The organism is Niallia circulans NBRC 13626 (assembly GCF_001591585.1).
GTDB lineage: Bacteria > Bacillota > Bacilli > Bacillales > Cytobacillaceae > Niallia > Niallia circulans.
On the sequence record NZ_BCVE01000006.1, the window covers coordinates 198936 to 220157 of the forward strand.

18 protein-coding genes are annotated in these 21222 nt (G+C 34.3%); 5 read left to right on the plus strand and 13 right to left on the minus strand.

The annotated features are described in order from the left end of the window. Positions 1 to 17: 17 nt before the first annotated feature. On the minus strand, positions 18 to 2471 hold the full coding sequence (locus tag BCI01S_RS10130) for a glycosyltransferase (RefSeq protein WP_061798550.1): 2454 nt from the start codon (positions 2469 to 2471) through the stop codon (positions 18 to 20). Further along, positions 2468 to 3175 carry a DUF4912 domain-containing protein gene (locus BCI01S_RS10135; protein WP_061798552.1) on the minus strand — a complete coding sequence of 236 codons (708 nt, stop codon included), beginning with the start codon at positions 3173 to 3175 and terminating at the stop codon, positions 2468 to 2470. The genes BCI01S_RS10130 and BCI01S_RS10135 overlap by 4 nt, the downstream gene beginning before the upstream one ends. A gap of 456 nt (positions 3176 to 3631) precedes the next feature. Here BCI01S_RS10135 and BCI01S_RS10140 point away from each other — a divergent pair, with 456 nt between their 5' ends. Continuing rightward, entirely contained in the window at positions 3632 to 4021 is a 390-nt protein-coding gene (locus tag BCI01S_RS10140; protein ID WP_047941261.1) for a hypothetical protein, read from the plus strand. Positions 4022 to 4025: 4 nt separating this feature from the next. Continuing rightward, the gene (locus BCI01S_RS10145; RefSeq protein WP_061798554.1) at positions 4026 to 4508 is read left to right on the plus strand and encodes an endolytic transglycosylase MltG; all 483 of its coding nucleotides are present in this window, start codon (positions 4026 to 4028) and stop codon (positions 4506 to 4508) included. A 188-nt stretch (positions 4509 to 4696) separates the two neighbouring features. Here the strand turns inward: BCI01S_RS10145 and phoU are convergent, their stop codons facing one another. From phoU to BCI01S_RS10190, 9 genes are all read right to left on the minus strand, one after another. Further along, complete coding sequence (gene phoU / locus BCI01S_RS10150) at positions 4697 to 5350, minus strand: phosphate signaling complex protein PhoU (RefSeq protein ID WP_061798557.1); 654 nt, start codon at positions 5348 to 5350, stop codon at positions 4697 to 4699. 36 nt (positions 5351 to 5386) lie between these two features. Further along, positions 5387 to 6166 (minus strand): phosphate ABC transporter ATP-binding protein PstB, encoded by a 780-nt coding sequence (gene pstB, locus BCI01S_RS10155; protein WP_235844481.1) that lies wholly within the window; start codon positions 6164 to 6166, stop codon positions 5387 to 5389. Positions 6167 to 6228: 62 nt separating this feature from the next. After that, the gene (pstA, locus tag BCI01S_RS10160; protein WP_061798559.1) at positions 6229 to 7107 is read right to left on the minus strand and encodes a phosphate ABC transporter permease PstA; all 879 of its coding nucleotides are present in this window, start codon (positions 7105 to 7107) and stop codon (positions 6229 to 6231) included. A gap of 1 nt (position 7108) precedes the next feature. Next, on the minus strand, positions 7109 to 8059 hold the full coding sequence (gene pstC / locus BCI01S_RS10165; protein WP_061798561.1) for a phosphate ABC transporter permease subunit PstC: 951 nt from the start codon (positions 8057 to 8059) through the stop codon (positions 7109 to 7111). Between the two features lie 67 nt (positions 8060 to 8126). Continuing rightward, positions 8127 to 9095 carry a PstS family phosphate ABC transporter substrate-binding protein gene (locus BCI01S_RS10170; RefSeq protein ID WP_061798563.1) on the minus strand — a complete coding sequence of 323 codons (969 nt, stop codon included), beginning with the start codon at positions 9093 to 9095 and terminating at the stop codon, positions 8127 to 8129. 188 nt (positions 9096 to 9283) lie between these two features. Continuing rightward, positions 9284 to 11383, minus strand: a complete 2100-nt coding sequence (locus BCI01S_RS10175) for a peptidoglycan D,D-transpeptidase FtsI family protein (protein WP_061798565.1) — start codon at positions 11381 to 11383, stop codon at positions 9284 to 9286. A 264-nt stretch (positions 11384 to 11647) separates the two neighbouring features. Next, positions 11648 to 13768: a peptidoglycan D,D-transpeptidase FtsI family protein gene (locus BCI01S_RS10180; protein ID WP_235844480.1), complete on the minus strand. Its 2121-nt coding sequence runs from the start codon at positions 13766 to 13768 to the stop codon at positions 11648 to 11650. Between the two features lie 149 nt (positions 13769 to 13917). Further along, the gene (locus BCI01S_RS10185; protein ID WP_061798568.1) at positions 13918 to 15135 is read right to left on the minus strand and encodes an MFS transporter; all 1218 of its coding nucleotides are present in this window, start codon (positions 15133 to 15135) and stop codon (positions 13918 to 13920) included. A gap of 167 nt (positions 15136 to 15302) precedes the next feature. Further along, positions 15303 to 15911 carry a superoxide dismutase gene (locus BCI01S_RS10190; RefSeq protein ID WP_061798570.1) on the minus strand — a complete coding sequence of 203 codons (609 nt, stop codon included), beginning with the start codon at positions 15909 to 15911 and terminating at the stop codon, positions 15303 to 15305. Positions 15912 to 16461: 550 nt separating this feature from the next. Here BCI01S_RS10190 and BCI01S_RS10195 point away from each other — a divergent pair. Continuing rightward, positions 16462 to 17157 (plus strand): Crp/Fnr family transcriptional regulator, encoded by a 696-nt coding sequence (locus BCI01S_RS10195; protein WP_053215611.1) that lies wholly within the window; start codon positions 16462 to 16464, stop codon positions 17155 to 17157. A 137-nt stretch (positions 17158 to 17294) separates the two neighbouring features. Here the strand turns inward: BCI01S_RS10195 and BCI01S_RS10200 are convergent, their stop codons facing one another. After that, a complete protein-coding gene (locus BCI01S_RS10200) occupies positions 17295 to 17774 on the minus strand; it encodes a DUF456 domain-containing protein (protein WP_047941271.1) in 480 nt (159 codons plus the stop codon). Positions 17775 to 17921: 147 nt separating this feature from the next. On the opposite strand from BCI01S_RS10200, the gene BCI01S_RS10205 reads away from it, so the two are divergent. After that, entirely contained in the window at positions 17922 to 18701 is a 780-nt protein-coding gene (locus BCI01S_RS10205) for a DUF1189 domain-containing protein (RefSeq protein ID WP_047941272.1), read from the plus strand. A gap of 128 nt (positions 18702 to 18829) precedes the next feature. On the opposite strand, the gene BCI01S_RS10210 is transcribed toward BCI01S_RS10205, so the two are convergent. Then, a complete protein-coding gene (locus BCI01S_RS10210; protein WP_047941273.1) occupies positions 18830 to 20551 on the minus strand; it encodes a methyl-accepting chemotaxis protein in 1722 nt (573 codons plus the stop codon). 180 nt (positions 20552 to 20731) lie between these two features. Between BCI01S_RS10210 and yqfZ the strand changes: the two genes are divergently transcribed. Beyond that, entirely contained in the window at positions 20732 to 21052 is a 321-nt protein-coding gene (gene yqfZ, locus BCI01S_RS10215) for a protein YqfZ (RefSeq protein ID WP_061798573.1), read from the plus strand. Positions 21053 to 21222: the final 170 nt, after the last annotated feature.

A 21222-nucleotide genomic window follows, 5' to 3' on the forward strand; every position in this document is an offset into this window, starting at 1 on the left:
CACCTACTCTAATATTTTTAATTAGATATGGATTCCTTCACCTTTGCCTGTACAATCAATTCATCAAAAATTCTTTTTGTCTCTTCGCCAATTCGATTCCAGCTAAAAAGCTGGCTAACTAATATTTGCCCTTTCTTACCAATTTCTTTACCCACGGCTGGATTTTCTACTAAATACTCGATATTCTTTACTAAGTTTTCTGCATTATTTGGCTCCATATATAGTCCTGTCTCTCTATCCTTAATGATTCCTTTTAAGCCGCCTGTCTGGGATACAATTGTTGGAATAGCGAAAACAAGGGATTCTAATGCTACGATTCCAAAAGGCTCATAGGAACTCGGTATAACAACTATATCTGCTAGTGCATAGAGTGCATTCTTCTGTTCTTCCTGCAAATACCCTATTAAGTGAACACTTTCTGCTAATTGATGTCTTTCAATAAATTGTTGATATTCATCATACATCGGACCGACTCCAGCAATAACAAAACATAGATCATTTCGCTTTTTATGCAACTTTCTTGCTGCTTCTAATAAAGTTCCAAAGCCTTTTTCTTTTACCAATCTCCCCATAGCAAAAACCACTTTTTTGTTGTCCTTTGAAAAATTTTCAACCGGAGCAGCCGATATAGCTTCCTTCTTCAAGATTTCTACTCCATTGGGAATGATATTAATTTTCGTTTGTTCTACTTCAAAAATTGTCATTAACTCATTCTGCATATATTCGCTGCACACAATTAAAGAATCAGCTGTATCTATTAACTGGCTTTCTTTCCTATGGATAAATTTCTGCATTTCTGTATAGATACCACCGTTTCTTCCATGCTCTGTTGCATGTATGGTGGCTATTAAAGGAACATTTAATTGATTCTTTAAAGAAATAGCAGCTGCACCTACTAACCAATCATGTGCCTGCACTAATTCAAATGTTGTGTTCTTTCCTATCTCTATTGCTTTATCCCACATTGCTAAATTTAAGCCGCCAATCCAGTGAATAAAGTTTTGATCTTTACTATAAATTGGCTTGACCCGATAAACAAATAAGCCAGCCTTTTCTTCTACGTCTTCGGGATTTTTATTCATCTCTTGTGCTGTAACAAGATGAACTTCATAGCCATTTTTTATTAAGCTATTTGTTAACCCAACTACATGAGCACCAAGACCACCAACTATATTGGGCGGATACTCCCAAGATAAGATTAAAACACTCTTCTTGTTTGTCGGTTCCTTTTGAGACCGAACCGGTTTATGGATCTGTATCGTTGTATTTAAAATTGGATATTTACTTTCTCTTAAGGAAAGCCAGTCTTTATCGATTGGTCCTTTCCAATAACCGTTTAATTTGTTTGCCGCTTCTAGATGGTTTGTTACTTCTTCACTTGTCCAATTATTATCTTGATAAAGGAGAGCGCTCAATAACAACCATTCCTTTTCCATCTGCTTCTGTACTCTATGAGTTGCTGGCGGTAAAGAAATTTGTCTCCATTCATGAAGCTCTCTTTCCCAAAATGCTAAAGCAGCATAGGAAGAACGATGTTTAACAACCTCTTCTCTCCCTCTGCGCTCTAAGAAGGAAGCACAGAGATGGACACAATCCATTCCTTGACTGAATTGCTTTATATATGTTTCAGGCGTAATATGAACCATATAGCCTTCATCATTTAAATAACGAATACTTTTATTCAACTCGTCTTGTATCTTTACATAATCAGCTAAATCAATTGGGAAAGTTAAAATGGACTCATTTATGTATGGAGGATAGGATTCTAGCAAATCTAAGATCCATTTATCCCATACTTGTTTTGTTGCTTTCTCCTCTTTAAAAAGTTGATACAGCTTTTCTTCTACAGGAAAGAACACAATATTATGTGGTGATTCAACCGCAATACCTGTATCACTCGGTAAAGGATCACTATGATCGATTGTCCTACTGTTTAGATAGCTATAAGAAAAGTTCTCTTTTTTCAAATATAAATCTAAACCAGGTGAAAAATTTCCTTCTGGAAACCAAAATCCTGTCGGCCGGTAGTCTAAATAATCATCTATAATGGATAAACCTAACTCTATTTGTAATTGAATACCTGTACTTGTCGATACATTTGATAAAGGCGAAAAGGAAGCGGGACTTGCCAGCAATTCGATCCGCTTTTCTTGGAGAAGCGATTTAAGAACCTTCAATAGATTTGTTTCTTTATCTATCCAGAAAGAATACAATTCATCATCGGGATAGTATTTTTCTAAAAATTCTGTTATTTCTTCTCGAAATGACTGCGCATCAAGTTGTTCGAGATAAATTGGCGGAACAACAATTTGAATGGTATATGGAAGTTGATTCTTTTCTGTTTCGAAAAGAAACTTGATAAAGTTAATAGTCTCCGCATATAATTCCTTTTTCTTCTGTTTATCTTTTGAAAAATAGTTCATAAAAGGAATCTTATTAATTACAATCAGTTGAAAATAGGAACCATTCATTTCTTTTTCACATCCTCTTGCTCTTCTAATTCATAATAGCTATAGGTGCTTACGTGTTCAATCCAATTTGGGACAGAAACATCCCCATTCTCCCACTCCTGTAAATCCTTTGCTAATTGGCCTGTTTGGTTATGTGCCGTTCTCGGTGTATGCAAGGGATTTGACTGTAATATCGGTAAAAAGGATTGATACACATCAAGAACCCCAATTTCGAAACAAAAACTTCTATTGGGTGATAAGTCTTGTAACACCACTGATTCTTGCCTATTTTCAACAGGCAGAATGCGAGAATTATGCGCATTTCTTCCATTATAGATAATACAAGTTATATCATTAATCTTTACTGCTAGCGAACAAGTTTCCGGATCAATATCATAATAAGTTGAAATTAACTGCCATTTTCCTTCGGGAATTCTCCAAAATACTAATGCAGTGTCTTCCGATGTTAACCAAGCTTCCATCCCATTTTTCTTTGCTAATAAATCCACGCTTGTCCAAAAACTTTCCGTTATATATGATTCCTGCTTTTGCATTTGGATTACATTCTTTTGCTCCTCGGCTTGTCCAGCATTCCCATGATGTTCTTGTTCCTTCACATATTTTTTCCATTGGTATTGTACTTTTCCTACAGTTGAATTTAGTTCGATGGCAATTTTCCGGAAAGACAGTCCTTTACGTCTTAAATTTACAATTTGTTCAATCAATAGAAATTGCACCTCTTTCTAAATTTTATTTATCCAATGTCATTTAATTGCTGTGGTGTATGATCGCAATTTACTAGTATATGCATACAAGATTCCATTTAGTTCGCTATTTATATTTATTATGTTACCACTGAATGGGCATTGCCACAACGAACAGATTTTGTCGGAATATGCTTAAACTTACGTACGTTTATTGTAATAGAGCAAAAAAATTTTTTTTGCATTTTTCCATTAGCTAGTACAACATCGATTCGACATATGTTTTTAAAAATTCAAGATGAATTACGACATATTCTTAACTGTTTCGCAGATCTATTCGAATATTGTCATCCACAATCTTGATTTAATAGGAATTAACGATAGATAATGATAAAATATCTTTAGCTTGCTTTGTTCTTCTTTAGGTCTCTTATTATTTATGTCATTTGAAATGAAGATTTTATTCTGAGGTGAATTATGTTAATTGTAATGTTAGTAATTATAGGAATTTCTTTATTCCTTCTTATTCTGTCTCTTTTCCTTCGTGATCCCATTAAAGATTTACGAGAGGAAATAGATCAGCTTTCCATTCAACAAGTACAAGAGCTATACAAAATAAAAAAGAAATTAAAACTATTAGAAGAAGAGTTAATGATCGGTGAGGAAGATTTTTCTTTAAAGCCATCTTCTACCCTAAAAAACCCATCCGCAATGGAAATGGATAAACCACAGCCCATTCACGCTATTATTAAAAACCAAGTCTGGACCCTTGCAGCTAGCGGAGTACCGATTGAGCAGATTGCCAATCAATCTTCCTTATCTATCACTCAAGTTCAGCAAATTATAAAGGAAAGGGTCGAAAAGTAACTAAATGAAAAAGCATAGTTTACGTTCATTTGCCATCGGAATGCTCCTTTCAGCAAGCATTATTGGTAGTTTTTATTACTATCTCGAAAATAAAGGTCAAGAACATGCAACGATTAGTGTATCTGAAGCAACATCCTATCTACAAAAAAAGGGTTTTACTGTGTTAGCAGAGGTCGAATATAAGAATTTACAAAAGCAAATAGCAGAGAAGAAACAAGAACAAGCAAAATCAGCAGCAAAAGAAAAGAAGCAGGAAGAGCCAAAAGAAGAACAACACGAGAACATTGCCTATACGTTAAAAGTTAAAAGTGGTATGAGCATCTCTCAAATTGCTGAGTTATTATATAAAGAAAAAATCGTCAAAGATCAAGAAGAGTTTGAAACATACTTAATTGATAATGGCTACCATACAAAAATTCAAGTCGGCAGCTTTCCTTTAACTAGTGACATGAGTCATAAAAAAATTGCCGAAACTCTTACGAAATAAACGAGCTGGAACATAATTAAATAAGTGATCTAAAAGGTCGAACAATCCTTATTTAGCTATTAAGTATAAATGAAGCACACTAACTAGTTAAAAGCTATGAAATAATGAAACCCCAAATATTATAGAGATGTTGTAAGTATCTCCGTATAATATTTGGGGTGAAATCCTATGTTCCAGTCTTTTTTTATTTACCAATCATATTGTCTGCCTTTAACTAAATAGAAAATATTCTCAGCTATATTAGTTGTATGGTCTGCTGCTCTTTCTAAATAACGACAAACAAATGTCAATTGCGAAATTTGCTGTAAATACTCAGGTTTATTTTTACTAATTTCTAAAAGCTCCACAAACGCTTGTTTATTTAAACCATCTACCTCATCATCCATCTCCGCGATTTTTCGAGCTAGTTTTGTGTCTTCTTTATTATAAGCAGTTAAGGATAAGCGCAGCATTTCATTAGTAATCTCTAACATTTTTTTTACATGAATGATTGGTTTCACTAAGTCTTGATTCCCAATTCGAATAGTAGCTTTTGCAATATTAACGGCAAAATCTGCGATTCTTTCAATATCGGTTGCAATCTTAATTCCAACAATTATACGTCTTAAATCAATTGCTACAGGTGCCTGCTTCGCAATTAATAGAATAGCAAAGTCATTTATTTCTTCATACAAATTATCAGCCTTTACATCATCATCAATAATTTCTAAAGCCATTTCTATATTTTGTGTTTCAAGTGCTTCTAACGATCTTTCAAGTGCTTGAATCGAAAATTCACCAAGCTCTGTCAGTTTCTCTTGCAGTTCCTTAAGCCCTGCTTCAAATTTCTCTCTAACTGGCATAGTAAGATCTCCTTTTTTTGAATTCAGCTTAAATAATTATCCAAATCTACCTGTAATATAATCTTCTGTTCTTTTATCCTTTGGATTAGAGAATATTTTATCGGTTACATCAAACTCTATTACTTCTCCATTTAAGAAGAATGCTGTTTTATCAGAAATACGTGCTGCTTGCTGCATATTATGTGTAACAATAATAATGCTGTAGTTTTCTTTTAGTTCTTGAACTAACTCTTCCACTTTTAATGTCGAAATTGGATCAAGTGCAGAGGTTGGCTCATCCATAAGAATAACGTCTGGTTCAATCGCAAGACATCTTGCAATGCAAAGGCGCTGTTGCTGTCCACCAGAAAGTCCATATGCATTTTGGTGTAATCTATCTTTTACTTCATCCCAAATTGCCGCTCCTCTTAAACTTTTCTCCACAATCTCATTTAAAATTTTCTTATCTCGTATCCCATGAATTTTTGGTCCATATGCTACATTTTCATAAATAGATTTTGGAAATGGATTTGGTTTTTGAAAAACCATTCCGACTTTTGTTCTTAATTCTTCCACTCCATAGTCTTTATCAAAAATATTTCTGCCACGATAATTAATTTCACCTGATGTTTTTACACTTGGCACTAATTCAATCATCCGATTTAAAGTTTTGATATATGTCGATTTACCGCAGCCTGATGGTCCAATAATAGAAGTTACTTCGTTTTCGATTATGTCTAAATCTATATTTTTCAGCGCATGGTTATCCCCGTACCATAAATTAAGCTGATTTGTTTTATAAACAGAGTTTTTCACTCTACCGTCTGTAGCATTCATTTCTACTGCTTTCTTAATTTTATCTGCAAAGACTGTACTCATTTGAAGTTCCCCCTATACGTTTAATAACGTTTTTGAAATTTATTTCGAATCAATACTGCAATAGAATTCATTAAAATCAATAAAACTAAAAGAACAATTATTCCTGCTGCTGCAAGACTCTGAAACTCTTCTTGCGGTCTTCCGGTCCAGTTATAGATTTGCATTGGCAGCACTGTAAACATATCAAAAACAGTTCTCGGCAAGAATGCTAGGAATAAAGGTAAACCTAATACTACTAGTGGAGCAGTTTCGCCAATTGCCCGTGAAAGTGCCAATATCCCTCCAGTTAAAATACCTGGTATAGCTGCAGGCATGACTACTCTGACAATTGTCTGCCATTTCGTTGCTCCCATACCAAGGGAGGCTTCTCTTAATTCCCTAGGAACGGATCGGATAGCTTCCTGAGATGCAACGATAATGATTGGCAATACTAATAAGCTCATTGTTAACCCTGCCGCAAGGACACTTGTTCCAAGTGATAAAGCACGAACAAAGAGTGTCAATCCTAATAGACCAAAAACAATGGATGGTACACCTGCAAGATTCGATATATTAATCTGGATAAAATTCGTGAATTTATTTTTACTTGCGTATTCTTCTAAATATATCGCCGTGCCCACTCCAATTAAAAGTGATACAGGTGCAACTACTGCCATAAGCCAAACTGTTCCTATCAATGCGGTATAGACGCCTGCATTTTCAGGTTTACGGGAAGGCAGGCTTGTTAAAAACTGAAAATCTAAATAGCCAATTCCTTGAGTCAATACTCGATAAAAAAGGACACCCAGAACAATTAAACCAAATAAAGTTGCGCTAAAGAATAATCCTTTCATTATGACGTTTTTCATTAATCTTGGTTTCATTCGCTTAATAACTTCTGAATGGTTTACTAACTTCATCTTAATATTCCTCCCTAAAACGACGAGAAATGTACTGAGCAAGCAGATTCATCAAGAAAGTGAATAGGAATAAGGTAAATCCAACCGCATAAATGCTGTAATAAATCGTTGTTCCATATCCTGCATCTCCTTGACTTACTTGAACAATATAGGCTGTCATAGTTTGTATAGATTCTGTTACATTGAAGCTTAGATTAGGTGTACTGCCTCCTGCAACTGCGACAATCATTGTTTCCCCAATCGCTCTTGATAAAGCTAATACAATGGAAGAAACAATTCCAGAAACTGCTGCAGGCAAGACTACCTTTAAAGCAACTTCAAATTTAGTAGAACCCATTGCTAATGCTCCTTCCCGCATTGCCCTTGGAACGGCACTCATTGCATCTTCTGATAGAGAAGCAATCATTGGCGTAATCATAATCCCAATAACAATTCCTGGACTTAAAGCATTAAACATTTCTAAAGAAGGAATAATGGATCTAAGTAATGGCGTTATAAATGTTAAAGCGAAAAACCCGTAGACAATTGTAGGAATACCAGCAAGTACTTCTAAAATTGGCTTAATTATTCTTCTTGTTCTATCACTCGCGTATTCACTTAAAAAAATGGCAGATGCTAACCCTATCGGCACAGCAATAATCCCAGCAATCAGCGTTACTTTTAATGTCCCAGACACAAGTGACATGATTCCAAAAGAACCTGGATCAGAAAATGGATACCATGATTTACTTGTTAAGAACTCTTTTATATTTACTCTTTCGAAAAAAGTAAATGTTTCAATTACTAATGTAAATAGGATACCGAGCGTCGTTAATACCGAAAAGATTGCAGTAATCAATAATACTTTAGGCATAATTTTTTCTAACATCTTACTTAGATTATTTTTCTGTTTTTTTTCAGCAATTAACTCTTGTACAGATCTTGCATTCACATTTGTCGTTTGTTTAATCATGCTTTAAGTCCCCCTTAATCCAACAGCAAGACGGAAAGCTAAGTACAAAGCTTTCCATCAAAACTTATTACTTAAGTCCTTCGATTAATTCTAAATCTTTTTTGTATTCCTCATCTGGCAATTTTACATAGCCTACGTCTTCTGATAAATCAGCCGCATTTTCAATTATGAATTCTACAAAATCAGCTACTTCTTCTTTTTTCACCGATTCATTTTTTACATAAGTGAATAATGGTCTTGATAATGGAGAATACTCGCCGCTTTCAACCGTTTCATTTGTTGGTTCAACTGGGCCGTTCCCTCCGTCTATTGGTACTACTTTCAATTTATCTTTGTTTTCAGCATAGTAAGCATAACCAAAGTATCCAATTGCGTTTTTATCGCCTGTTACCCCTTGTACTAAAATATTATCGTCTTCTGATAATGTCGCTGCTTTAGCAATTGGCTGATCTTCTAAAATTACTTCATCAAAATAATCGAAAGTTCCAGAATCAGTTCCTGGAGAATAATATTTAATTTCTTCTTCTGGCCATCCTTCACGGATATCAGACCATTTTTTTGCTGTACCATCTTCAAGCCAGATTTTCTTTAATTCATCTAGAGTTAAGTGGTCAACCCATGTGTTATCCTTATTCACCACAACAGATAAACCGTCATATGCTAATCTTAATTCTGTATAGTCAATTCCTTTTGATTCTAACTCGGATTTTTCTTCATCCTTAATTGGACGGGATGCATTACTGAAATCTGTTTCCCCTGCGATAAATGCTTTGAAGCCGCCACCTGTACCAGATGATGCTACAGAAACTTTCACGTTGGGCTGCTCTGCTTGGTATTCTTCAACGATTGCTTCCATAATTGGATATACAGTGGATGATCCGTCTAATTTGATTTGACCTGATAATTGTTCAGATCCTTTATCTTTTGATGAATCAGATGACTTTGATGGACTAGCGTCGTTATTTCCACCACACGCTGATAATGCTAACATTGTTCCAATCATTGCTGTCAATCCTACTGTTTTAAGGCTCTTCATTTTTTCTCTTTACCCCCTAAGGATGCTTGTTTTGTTTACAAGATAACTATAAGACTTTAGTATTAACTTGGTTTTAACTATTTGTAAATCAATGTAAACACATTGTAAATTTAGAAGGTTTTCGTACTCTTTTTCAAATAAAAAAAGGACAAAACTAGTAAATGCTAGTTTTGTCCTTTTTGATCCTATTATTTGTCTTTTTTCTCTTCTTTTTGTCTTTCTTTTTTCAAATCAAAATACGCATCCAAAACGCGTTCTCCAATTTTCTTATTGGCACCATTATCCACACTTCCTTGGTATGCCCAAGGAACCATTACAGCCATGGCAACTTCTGGATTATCGGAAGGTGCGTAGCTGATTAAACTTAAATTCATAACTTGCGGCGGTTCTTTTCCATAATCACTGCGAGAAGGTCCATCGTAAAATGCCTCTGCTGTCCCTGTTTTTGCTGCAGGTGAATAATCCTTTCCACCTAGATTAGAATAAGCAGTACCTTTTGGAGTTTGTGCCACCATTTTAAATCCTTGCTGTACCCGTTTGATCCATTCAGGTTTGACATCAACCTTATTTAATACTTTTGGTTTAACTGTTTCTACTACCGGTCCAAGTGTACTGTCATCCGCCACTGGTTCGCGGATCTCTTTTACAATATGTGGTTCCATTCTGTTTCCGCCATTAGCAATGGTGGAAACATATTGGGCAAGCTGCATATTGGAATACGTATCATATTGTCCAATGGATAAATCCAGTAAGAAACCTGGCAGTGTGTCTTGTCCTTTAAAGCCAACTTGCTCATTCGGCAAATCAATACCAGTACGGATTCCAAGTCCATATTGGGCAAATTCATTTCTCACTAACGAGAAGTCAGCTAATGAAACAGATAGTGGTTTACCGTATACATAGTTAGCACCAGCCATGTTCATTACCGTTCTAAACATATAAACATTGGATGAGCGTTGTAAAGCGGTAAGATCGTTGATTGGTCCCATTGTCGTCCACGATTTTTTGATGGTATTTCCAATTTTCACAGGTGTATCATTCCATACTGTCCCAGGAGAAATCGCTCCTGTTTTATAACCAGTTAAAACAGTTGCACCTTTTACAACAGAACCTACGTTGTAAGTAGTTGTAATATTACCAAGTGCATCATCTTGAACTTCTATTTTACCTGTTTTATCATTTTTCACTAGTCGTTTCCCTGCCATGGACAGGACATCCCCTGTATTGGGATTCATTAAAACAACATAGGCACGATCAAGTAATTTCGTTCCCGCAAATGTTTTTGCTTTTTTTAATTCTTCCTCAATGATTTTTTCTATTTTTAATTGAAGCTCCATATCAATTGATAGTACCAAATCATTGCCACGTTTTCCTTCTGTAATGACTTCGGTACTAACAATATTACCTTTTTTGTCTGTTTTATTGCGGATTTTCTCTTTTTGCCCTTTAAGAACATCCTCATATTGAAGTTCTAAGTAACTGGTACCGACCCGATCATTTCTGCTATATCCTCGGGAAACATAATAATCTAATTTCTCTGCTGGCAGTCCTCTTTCAGCGGAGCTCACATTCCCTAAAACAGATTTCAGGGTATCCCCAAATGCATAGGATCTCTCCCAATCTGTTGTCGTATCGACACCAGGTAAGGCTTCTAAATTCTCACTAACTACAGCAAATTCTTCGTCGCTTACCTCTTTATTTTTGACCATTTGCGGTGTTAGTTTATAACCGCTGATAAACTCACGATAGATAGCTAGCACTTCTAAATCATGATTAGTAAGTGTTTTTATATCCTCCGCGGTAATCCGATCCAGCTGCAACTGATACACTTGCTTATTGTATTCTTCTTGATCTGGATACTTCTCAGCTAAAGCTTTTTTTTCCTTTTCAGTGACTTTCTTTTCCGCTTCTTTTTTATTTTTTATAATCCAATAGTCTTTTTTCTCGCGCTCCGTCACCTTTTTCGTATCTTTTATAATATATTTTGAAAGTAATTCAGCGGTTTTGAGCATATCTTCTTGTTTCGCACCAGAATTCGTATAAGTAATTGCTTTTTCTGCTACATTATCTACTATCACTTTTCCTGTTGCATCATACATTTTGCCACGTGGTACAGAGGTATTTACTGTAACATCTTCTGTTTTCTCTAATTCTCTTTTATAATCTTCACCATAAACAATCTGCACAAAGCCTAGGCGCAGAATCAATGCTGAAAATAATAAAAAGACAAAAAAGAAAATAATGTTAAGACGTACAGGTATCGTTTTTTTCTTTTTCTTTTTTCCCAACGTTTAATCACACTTTCCTTCGATATTCTTTTTCTATTGTAATAGAAAATCGTAGATTATTCTATTAATAACTAATTGGAATAATATGCTAGGATTGTTGAATGTATCAAATCTTGCTATAAGTTGCTCTGTTATTCATTAATATGGGAGGAAATACATCTATATATCCACCTTTCTTTTATCCAAAAAAAACCAAAAACACTATCTAAAAGGCAGCAATGTACATACCCATAGATAGTGTTTTTTATTTAAGAAACTCTTAATCTATTCTTTTTCTTTCTTTAATTCAAAATATTTATCCATAACACGTTTTCCGATAGTTAAGTTTGGTGATGGTCCATTGTTGGTTGTGTACACCCAAGGAACCATGACAGCCATGGCAACCTCTGGGTTTTCGGAAGGCGCATAGGTGATTAAGCTTACATTCATTACTTGGGGCGGTTCTCCATCTCTATTTTTTCTTAATGGTCCATCATAAAAGGCCTCAGCCGTGCCAGTTTTTCCCGCTGGACTATAAGAAGAACCCGCGAAAGCTTTAGCTCCTGTACCACTTGTCATAACAAGACGAAATCCTCTATGAATTTGCTCCATCCATCCAGGCTTCAATTCCAACTTATTTAATACTTTTGGTTGAATTTCTTGAACAATCGGTCCTAACTTCCCTTCTTCCTTAGAAGTTTCACGTATTTCTTTCACTAAGTGTGGCTGAATACGATACCCTCCATTAGCAATTGTTGAAACATATTGGGCTAACTGCATGTTCGTATACGTATCATATTGTCCAATCGACAAGAACATTAGGTTTGCTGGCTGGTTTGGATCCACTACTCCTCTCAACCCAGCCGTTTCATTTGGTAAATCAATTCCAGTCCGAATACCTAACCCAAATTCTGAAAAGGAATTCCTGATTTTAGGATATGCTTCCAAATCAATGTTTAATGGCTGCATATAACCATAATGCCCTTTCCCAATCTTAATAGCTGTTTTAGCCATATAGACGTTAGATGACTCTTTTAACGCTGTTAAATCATTGATCATGCCCATTGGTTTCCATGATTTAAAAGGAGGCGATCCTTTAATTTGCATGGTTGCATCTAGTATGGGAGCTCCCGGAGAAATAACCCCTTCCTTATATCCTGTCAATACCATTGCACCTTTGACAACGGAGCCAACATTATAAGAAGTAGTAATATTACCTAACGCAAAATCCTGCACAACTTGCTTGCCTGTTTTCTCATCTTTGCCTAACTGCTTTCCGGCCATCGTTAATACTTCACCCGTATGAGGATCAATTAATACGACAAATGCTCTATCTAAATATTGAGTGCCAGCATAGCCATATTTCGTCTTTTTCAGCTCTTCTTCAATAATTTTTTCTACTTCTAGCTGTAATTTCATATCAATTGTCAATACTAAGTCATTACCGGCAGCTCCATTGGCAATCACTTCCGAATTAACTATTTCATCTTTTTTATCTTTCATAAACTTAACTTTCTTCTTTTGTCCTTTTAAAATATCTTCATATTGCTTTTCTAAATAGCTAAGTCCGACTCTATCGTTCATGCTATAACCTTTTGCTATATAGCTGTCTTTTTCTTCTGCAGGAACCCCTCTTTGTGAAGTACTGACATTCCCTAATACGGTTTTTAATGTCGACCCAAAATCATATTTTCTGTCCCAGTCCCGAACTGTATCGACACCTGGCAGTTTGTCCAAATTTTCGCTGATTACAGCGATTTCCTTATCGGTAACCCCCTCATTTTTAACAATATGTGGTGTATAGTAATATCCGCTTTGAAATTCCCGATAAATAGCTAATGTTTCCATATCTAGATCTGTAAGTGTGTTTAAATCCTTTTCTGTTATCCGCTCACGCAAAAGTTCATCATATGCTTTTTGGTATTCTTTATTGTCATTCTTATATTGTTCTTGTAGTTTCTCATTTTCTTTTTTGGGTATTTTCTTCTTTGCTTCTTTCGGATGAATAAGAATCCAGTAATCTTTTTTATCTCTTTCTGATATCTTTTTAAGATCTTTTTCACTGTCCATCTTAATAATTTTTGCTAATTCTTCGGCGGTATCCCGCATTTCATTCGGTTTATATTTTTTCCAATTCGTATAGGTAATCGCATTTTTACCGACATTACTTACAATGCTTTCTCCCGTTCGATCATAGATTTCTCCTCTTGGGACAGATGTGCTGATGATAATGTCCTCTTTCTTCTCGACTTGCTTTTTATATTCATCTCCATAAACAATCTGAACAAATCCTAATCTTAAAATAAGTGCTGAAAACAATAAAAATACCGTAAAGAATATAATGTTAACTCTTAAAGGTATTGGATTTCTCTTTTTTTTCTTTTTTTCCCCCACGATCGATTCCACCTTTTCCTCCAAAACTTTCCTATTTTCTATTTTAAAGGAAATTTACAAAGATTACTATATGATTATTTTATATTTAACTGAATACTCTTTTCTTCACCTTATTGATAAAGCAAAAAAGGATCTGTAGATATGACAAATCCTTTTTTGCTTTATGCTGTTTTCCACCTAATCTTTCGAGCAAAGAAATAGATCACAGAATGTCCACTTCCTAGTATAAATAACAGTATCGGGATTACTTTATTTGGATTGAATACACTGACGCCAATGATAAAAAGAAGAACCGATAAAAGTCTTCCCAGATTGAGAAACAATTCCCTCACTACTATATATTCTATTCTCATTTCTCCTGCTTTCCAGCCTTTTCCAATAACATCAAAGGTCAAGCTGGTGTAAGGTACTAAAATTAATGGGTAAGCAATAGCTATTATACCTGCATAAATCAATAATTTCGTATAAGAAAAGTCAAAAACAATAATAAACATCGATAAGAATAACATTATTCCTCCAATTAAAATGGACTTATTCCGATTCTTATTTTTGACTGTCCTTGAAACAATATAATAGGCAATAAAGGAAATTCCTGAATTGATCAACCCAAATTTTCCCAAAGCTAATTCACTATCTGTTGCTATATAAACAAAGACAGTTATCATAAATGCAAAGACACCTTCTCGTAACCCTTGGAAAAAATGAGCATTCGTAATCAATTTCCAGTTATAATTATGTTTTCGCTCTTTGACAATTCTTTTAAAAAAATATTTACCTTCTGCTGGCCGTCTTTTTAGAAAGAAACTTGAAACAACCGCGAGAAGAAAAAGACCAAGAGACATTCCAAAAACAATCATATACCCTGTAGACTTCGTGAGCTGGGAGATAATATATCCTGCAATCATTGGTCCAATCATACCAGCAACAGAATTTAACAATCCCAAAAAACCATTAAAGAAATCTCTCGTTTCTGGTTCTGTTACTTCAAAAGTTAAGACATTATAGGCTAACCAATAAAATCCGTTGCCAATTCCAAGAATGGCTCCTAGTACTAACAGAAACGTTGATGCTTTGTCTCCTATCAGTAATACTGTTAAATAGAATATGGTAAGAAAAGCTACTCCAATTCGAAATACAATAACTCGGTCAATTTTCTTCGCCCATCTGCCAGCAAGTGTAAAGGTAAATAGTTGCAACAAAATGATAGCAAGATTATATAAGCCTAAATCTCTAAATTCACCTGATTGTTTCCATAGAAACACGTTAACGAAAGTATTAGAAAGTGCTACACTAAGTGAGTACAGCCCTCCTGTAACCAACAAAATTTTCAAATCTTTTGTTAGCTCTACATCACCTATTAATTTTCCTATTTTCATCATAGAAACTCCCCTTTGTTCTAGAGTAGTTTCTAACAAAACAAATTTCGTTATGCATTATATATAAAAACTAACAATTATGAAAATAAGACCACATTATGACCGATAAAATGGAACAATAAAAAAACCTGTAAACAATATATGCTCACAGGTTTTTGCATTTCTATTTCTTATTTTGCAGCAGCAAAACGTTTTGCTACTTCATCCCAATTAATAACATTAAAGAATGCACTAATATATTCAGGACGACGGTTTTGGTAATTTAAGTAGTAAGCATGTTCCCAAACATCTAATCCTAAAACAGGTGTTTTACCTTCCATTAATGGATTATCTTGATTTGGTGTGCTAGTAACTTCTAATTCACCGTTGTTCACAACTAGCCAAGCCCAACCAGAACCAAATCGAGTTGTAGCAGCTTTTGAAAATTCTTCTTTAAAGTTTTCAAAGCTTCCAAACTTGCTGTCAATAGCAGCAGCTAAATCACCAGTTGGTTGACCGCCACCATTTGGAGAAATTACTTCCCAGAATAATGAATGGTTTGCATGACCGCCACCATTGTTACGAACTGCAGTACGAGCAGCTTCTGGAACTGCATCAAGATTAGATACAAGCTCTTCCACTGTTTTAGATAGTAATTCATCATTTCCTTCTAATGCATTATTTAAATTTGTTACATAAGTATTGTGATGTTTCGTATGGTGAATGTTCATCGTTTCTTTATCAATGTGTGGTTCTAATGCATCATAAGCATAAGGTAATTGTGGTAATGAATATGCCATGTCTAATTCCTCCTAATATTTTATGTATTATGTTCTTCCCTCTAATAGTTTGCCCTATTCCGACAATTATTATATGAGAAGCCTTTAACAATACCTTATCAAATAAAGTGCTTACTTTCAATCAATTTGCTTGAAAAGATTCCCTTTTTAAAGTACCCATTTGTTATCATTTTAAAACGTCTCAATAAAAGAATCTAAAGTTCTAATACCAAATGGTTTTTTCCTTTTACTATCAGTAAGGAGAAAAGCATTTTATTTCTTTATATATATTAACTATCTCTCTTCGATTCCTTAAGTAAAAATGCTTTGTATTCTCTTGTGATTAACATCACCCTTAAGTATTACCTATTTATAAATATACTACTAAGATTCTCCTAGAATAAGTTCGTTAAATTGTCATTTTTTCATTTTCGCCCAATGCATCAGCATTCCTGATATTCCTAAAAATCATTACAGTTTCTACAATTCCATTATATTCCATTTTGAGATTGACAAATATTTCACAATGTTTTTTAATCAAGAAAAGAGGCTTTTTAAGGAGTGCTTTCCTATGAATGAAGTGCAGCTATCATTATATAGTTTACTCATACAACATTTTTTTGAGATTGAAAAAATAGAACATATAAAAAAAGGGACTTTACTTTTCCAAGAAAAAGACCCTGTCCAAAAGATATATATATTATTAAATGGAACCATTTCACTTGGAAGAGTACACGAAAAAGGAAAAGAATTCGTCATTAAAATCCTTCATGATGAGGAATTATTAGTGGAATACCAATTATTTAAACATTCTCCTAAATACTATTTTTTTGCGAAAAGTATAACTGATTGTGATGTCCTTGCTATAGACCGAACAGAATTTGAACAATTAGCATTAAAAGACCCCGTCTTATTAACTTCTATTACGAGTTGGTTAAGTACAGGCTATCTAAAAGCACATATGAAATGCCAGGATCTTATTATGAATGGAAAAAAAGGGGGGCTTTACAGTATTTTAATCCGATTATGTCATTCCTTTGGGATAAAAAATAATGAAGGCATTTTGATTGATATCCCTATCACTCATCAAGAATTAGCAAACTTAACTTTTGGGACACGAGAAGTGATTCAACGCATATTAAAAGATTTAAGAGAAAGGGAAGTAATAGACTATAGTAACCAAAAAATCACCGTGAAAAACCTTGCCTATTTAAAAAGAGCAGTTGATTGTCAAAATTGTCCAGTCGATATTTGTGGACTTAATTAAAAGAAGCTGGCACACACTTACTTTAAGCAAATAGTAACCCGAACAATTATTCTGAAATGGCAATGCTTTCGAATAATCGTTCAGGTTGTTTTTCCATTTCAGAAAGAAGGTCTGTGGATTTCAGCTTATAGCCTGTTTTATATTTTAATGAGGAAATAAATAATCATGATTGCTTGGATAATTCCTTTTGTTACTACACTACTTAGGAATCCTATTAATGAACCTACTCCAATTTTCAAGGCATTCTTCCAATTTGTCTTACTTACAACGAGCTCAGCTAGGACTGCCCCAATAAATGGACCAAGAAGAATTCCGAGCACAGGAATAACAAAAGGACCTATAAGTAATCCAATTGTACTTCCCCAGATACCAGCCTTTGTCCCTCCAAATTTCTTTACTCCAATCCAATTAGATACGGAATCGGCAAAGAATAATAAAATAACAAACATCCCTTGGATAATCCAAAATAGGATACTAAGTTCTTCGAAAGAAAAGAACAGACCATATAAAAGATAACCGGCTAGTATAAAGATCACGCTTGGAATGATTGGATAAATCAATCCAATAAACGCAATAATGAATAATACACTGATAATTGTCCAATAAATAATATCCATACCGATCCTCTTTTCTTCTTATTTATCTATTATGTTACCCATTCATCTTGTTTACCACACTTTTTTCTGCAAATCAAATGCTCGGACTTGTATCTATCGGTTGTAAAAAGATACAATAGGAATGAAACTTTTGAAGGATGTGTAAGAATGAATATTTTTAAGCAGTTTTATCGAAGCCTCTATTCTCCAAAAGATATAGCAAGCTTCCGTTTTCAAGGTATCGGAAAAACCATTATTTATTTGTTGCTTTTGACGATTATTGCATCACTACCTAATTTATATTATTTAAATAAGGGAATAAATGAAGCAATACATACGTTTAGTGTAACCATGGAGGACGAAGTACCTTCTTTTACAATAAGTGATAATATCCTACATACAGATAATGATGAAGAACCTACTATTATTGAAAAGCCGGATTTAACAATCATTGTCGATTCCTCAGGAACTTATGATCACGCGAAGGTTAGTTCCTATGGAAATACAGTTGCCCTTTTAAAGAATGAATTCGTAATAGTAACTTCTGGACAAGCTCAAACATTTGCATATTCCTCATTCGGTAACTTTACAATGACAAGTGAGGAGCTCATTGACTTTATCCAAGGAATGGATTCATTATCCTATGTGTTTATTATTATATTAGTTGTTATTTACATTCTGTTCATGCTTCTCTATAAAGCATTACAAACACTTGTGCTTTCTATGTTTGGAAGCTTTTTCGCGAGAATATTCGGCAAAAGATTGACTTATGCACAATGCTGGAAAATCACTGTCTACAGTATCACTATTCCAGTAATTTTCTTTGCTATTATGGATTGTTTACAGACAGTTGTTCCTAATGGCTACTTATTAAATTGGTTTATTAGTTTATTCCTTGTCTGCTTAGCTATTAAAGAAATACAAACAGAAAAGCCACTGCAACCATAAAGAAAAATACTCTTGGTATTTTAGAAATAAAGCCAAACAATCATAAACGCTTTGTGCGATTGTTTGGCTTTTTCATTTATAAAGTGGAATTGTCTACATTAAGCTACAATTGCGGTTTAATCATCAGTTTATCTATTTAATTCACTCCCATCCTCAGGAGCAGTTTTTTCCTCCATCTTAATATTCTCTTCTAAAGCGGCTACTAACGTTGCTAATCTAGCGCTTATCTCGGCATTTACGCGAATACTCTCTTGCTGTATTTCTCCTATCCTTTTCATTTCATCGGAACTAGCAAGTGTTTGTTGACTAATCGATGTAACATGAAGTGTACTATGTTCCATTTTAGGAAAAAAAGCTTGGAGTTCATTTAATAAATGATGGTTATCTTTTAGCCCAAAAATAACAAGAGAAATTCCCTCCAATAACTGATCAATTGAAACTGTTGCTGTTTGAACTAAATCCGCACTTTTCGTGAAGTTCATTTGAATATCTTCTAAATCAGATGATGACTTTTGAATAATTTGATCCATATCGAGCGTAAATGATTTAATATCCTCAGCGGATTTAGATGATAAAACAGCTAGTTTTCTTACTTCATTAGCTACTACGGCAAATCCCTTTCCTTGGATGCCTGCTCGAGCCGCTTCTAATGTGGCATTCAAAGCTAAAAGCTTGGTTTGTTCAGCCAGCCCTTTAATATCTTCTACTACCTTTTTAATCGATAAAGCATGGTTATTTAATAAATCATTATTGCTATATATCACTTTCACTTTGTCTTGCAGTACATGTTGGCTGGCAAACAAATTATTCATATTTTCTTCGCCATGAATGGCAGCAAGATTCATTTCTTCCGTATGCTCCTTTATTTTCTGGCTGCTTTTTTCAATTTGCTCGCTTAATGCCTTCATTTCTTGAAAAACACTGATATTATGTTCGGAGCTAATAGCTGTCTGCTCAGCTCCATTTTTCACCGTATTTATCATTTCCGTGAGGTTTTCTCCACTATCAATCATCTGCACAGCTTCTGTATGTAATATATCGTTTGTTTTAGATAAATGAACACTTGTTGCTTGCATCTCAGATAGGACATGCTTTAACCGCTTAATCAATAAATTGTAGCTGTTTATAAGCGAATTTATTTCTGGTATCGAGTTTTTAATGGATGTTACCTCTGTTAAATGGCCATTTCTGGCAATCCGCATGATTTCCCGTAATTTCAATAAGGGACTTACCATCGTTTTAACAAAAAAACGAATAACAATTGCAATAATAATAATACTCAATGCCGAAAACAGTAATAAACTATTTTTTAATTGCTTTACATTATGCAGGTATTCTTCTTGTGGAACTGCTAATAAATATATCCCCTTCAATTCTTGAATTTGCTGAAAGGCAACGGTATATGTTTGTCCATTCCATTTCGTTTCCAATACTCCCGATTCTAAATCAGTTACCTTTTGAATGAAGGAGTCCTCCCACGTAAAATTGGATGTTTGACTTACTTTAAAAGGCTTGACTTCCTTTTCTGTGAGTACAAAAAAAGAGGCATTTAAACCTTCTTGGGCAAAACTAGCATCTTGATCTCTAATTATTTGTTCCATTTTTGTTTGGAACTTTTCTTCTTGGCCAACATACATTAACATCGTATTTTGTGCCATTACGTAAATAGTATTTGCCTCTTTTTCTAATCTTTCATGCATCATCTTAATAGTCATTTTGGTAGAACTATTAATAGAAATAAATGTCAAGATTAAGATAGTAATAATAAATAACGGTAAGATAAACAGAAATAACCGATTTTGAATAGAAAGCTTTTCCTTTTCTTTTTTCCTGTCCTTGATTTTATTCATCTACTCGTCCCCCCTTCTCAAACATTTTCACAAATATTTGTTAAGGACATGTAAAGGCAAAGTAATTTAATGTTAATTTTTATGACTTTTTACCTATATCCACCTTCCTAGCATTTCATTGGTTCTAACCAATAGGGGACAAGCATATAATTTCCTATAATCAGTTTAGGGGGATTTACGATGAAAAGGTTTTTTATTACCTTTGCAGTTCTAGTTACCATATATGTCATCTATATTGATTTAAACGAAGGCACACTCTCCTCCCAAAAAGAACAAGAACCTACAATAGAGACACAGGGCACTCCTCAAGATTCGTCCTTATCCTTTGAGCAAAAAGTAAAATCTGGTGACACCGTTCTTTCAATTGTTGAACAATATTCAACTGGCGGTTTATCCGTTAGTCTTGAGACAGTAGTGAATGACTTTCAAAAATTAAATGATGGATTAAAACCGGAAGATATTCAAATTGGCCAAACCTATCTATTTCCGATTTATAAATAGCATAAAAGAGAACTTCCAAAAATAATCTAATCTGAGGAAGTTTTTTTGTTTTAACCAACAAGTTCATTTTTACCTATCCTAGAAGTATTCCCAGTAAAAAGCTAAGCATTTTTCAGCAAGTTTCTTGTCAATTTCAATGTTTCATTGATACAATAGGTAAGGATATCAAG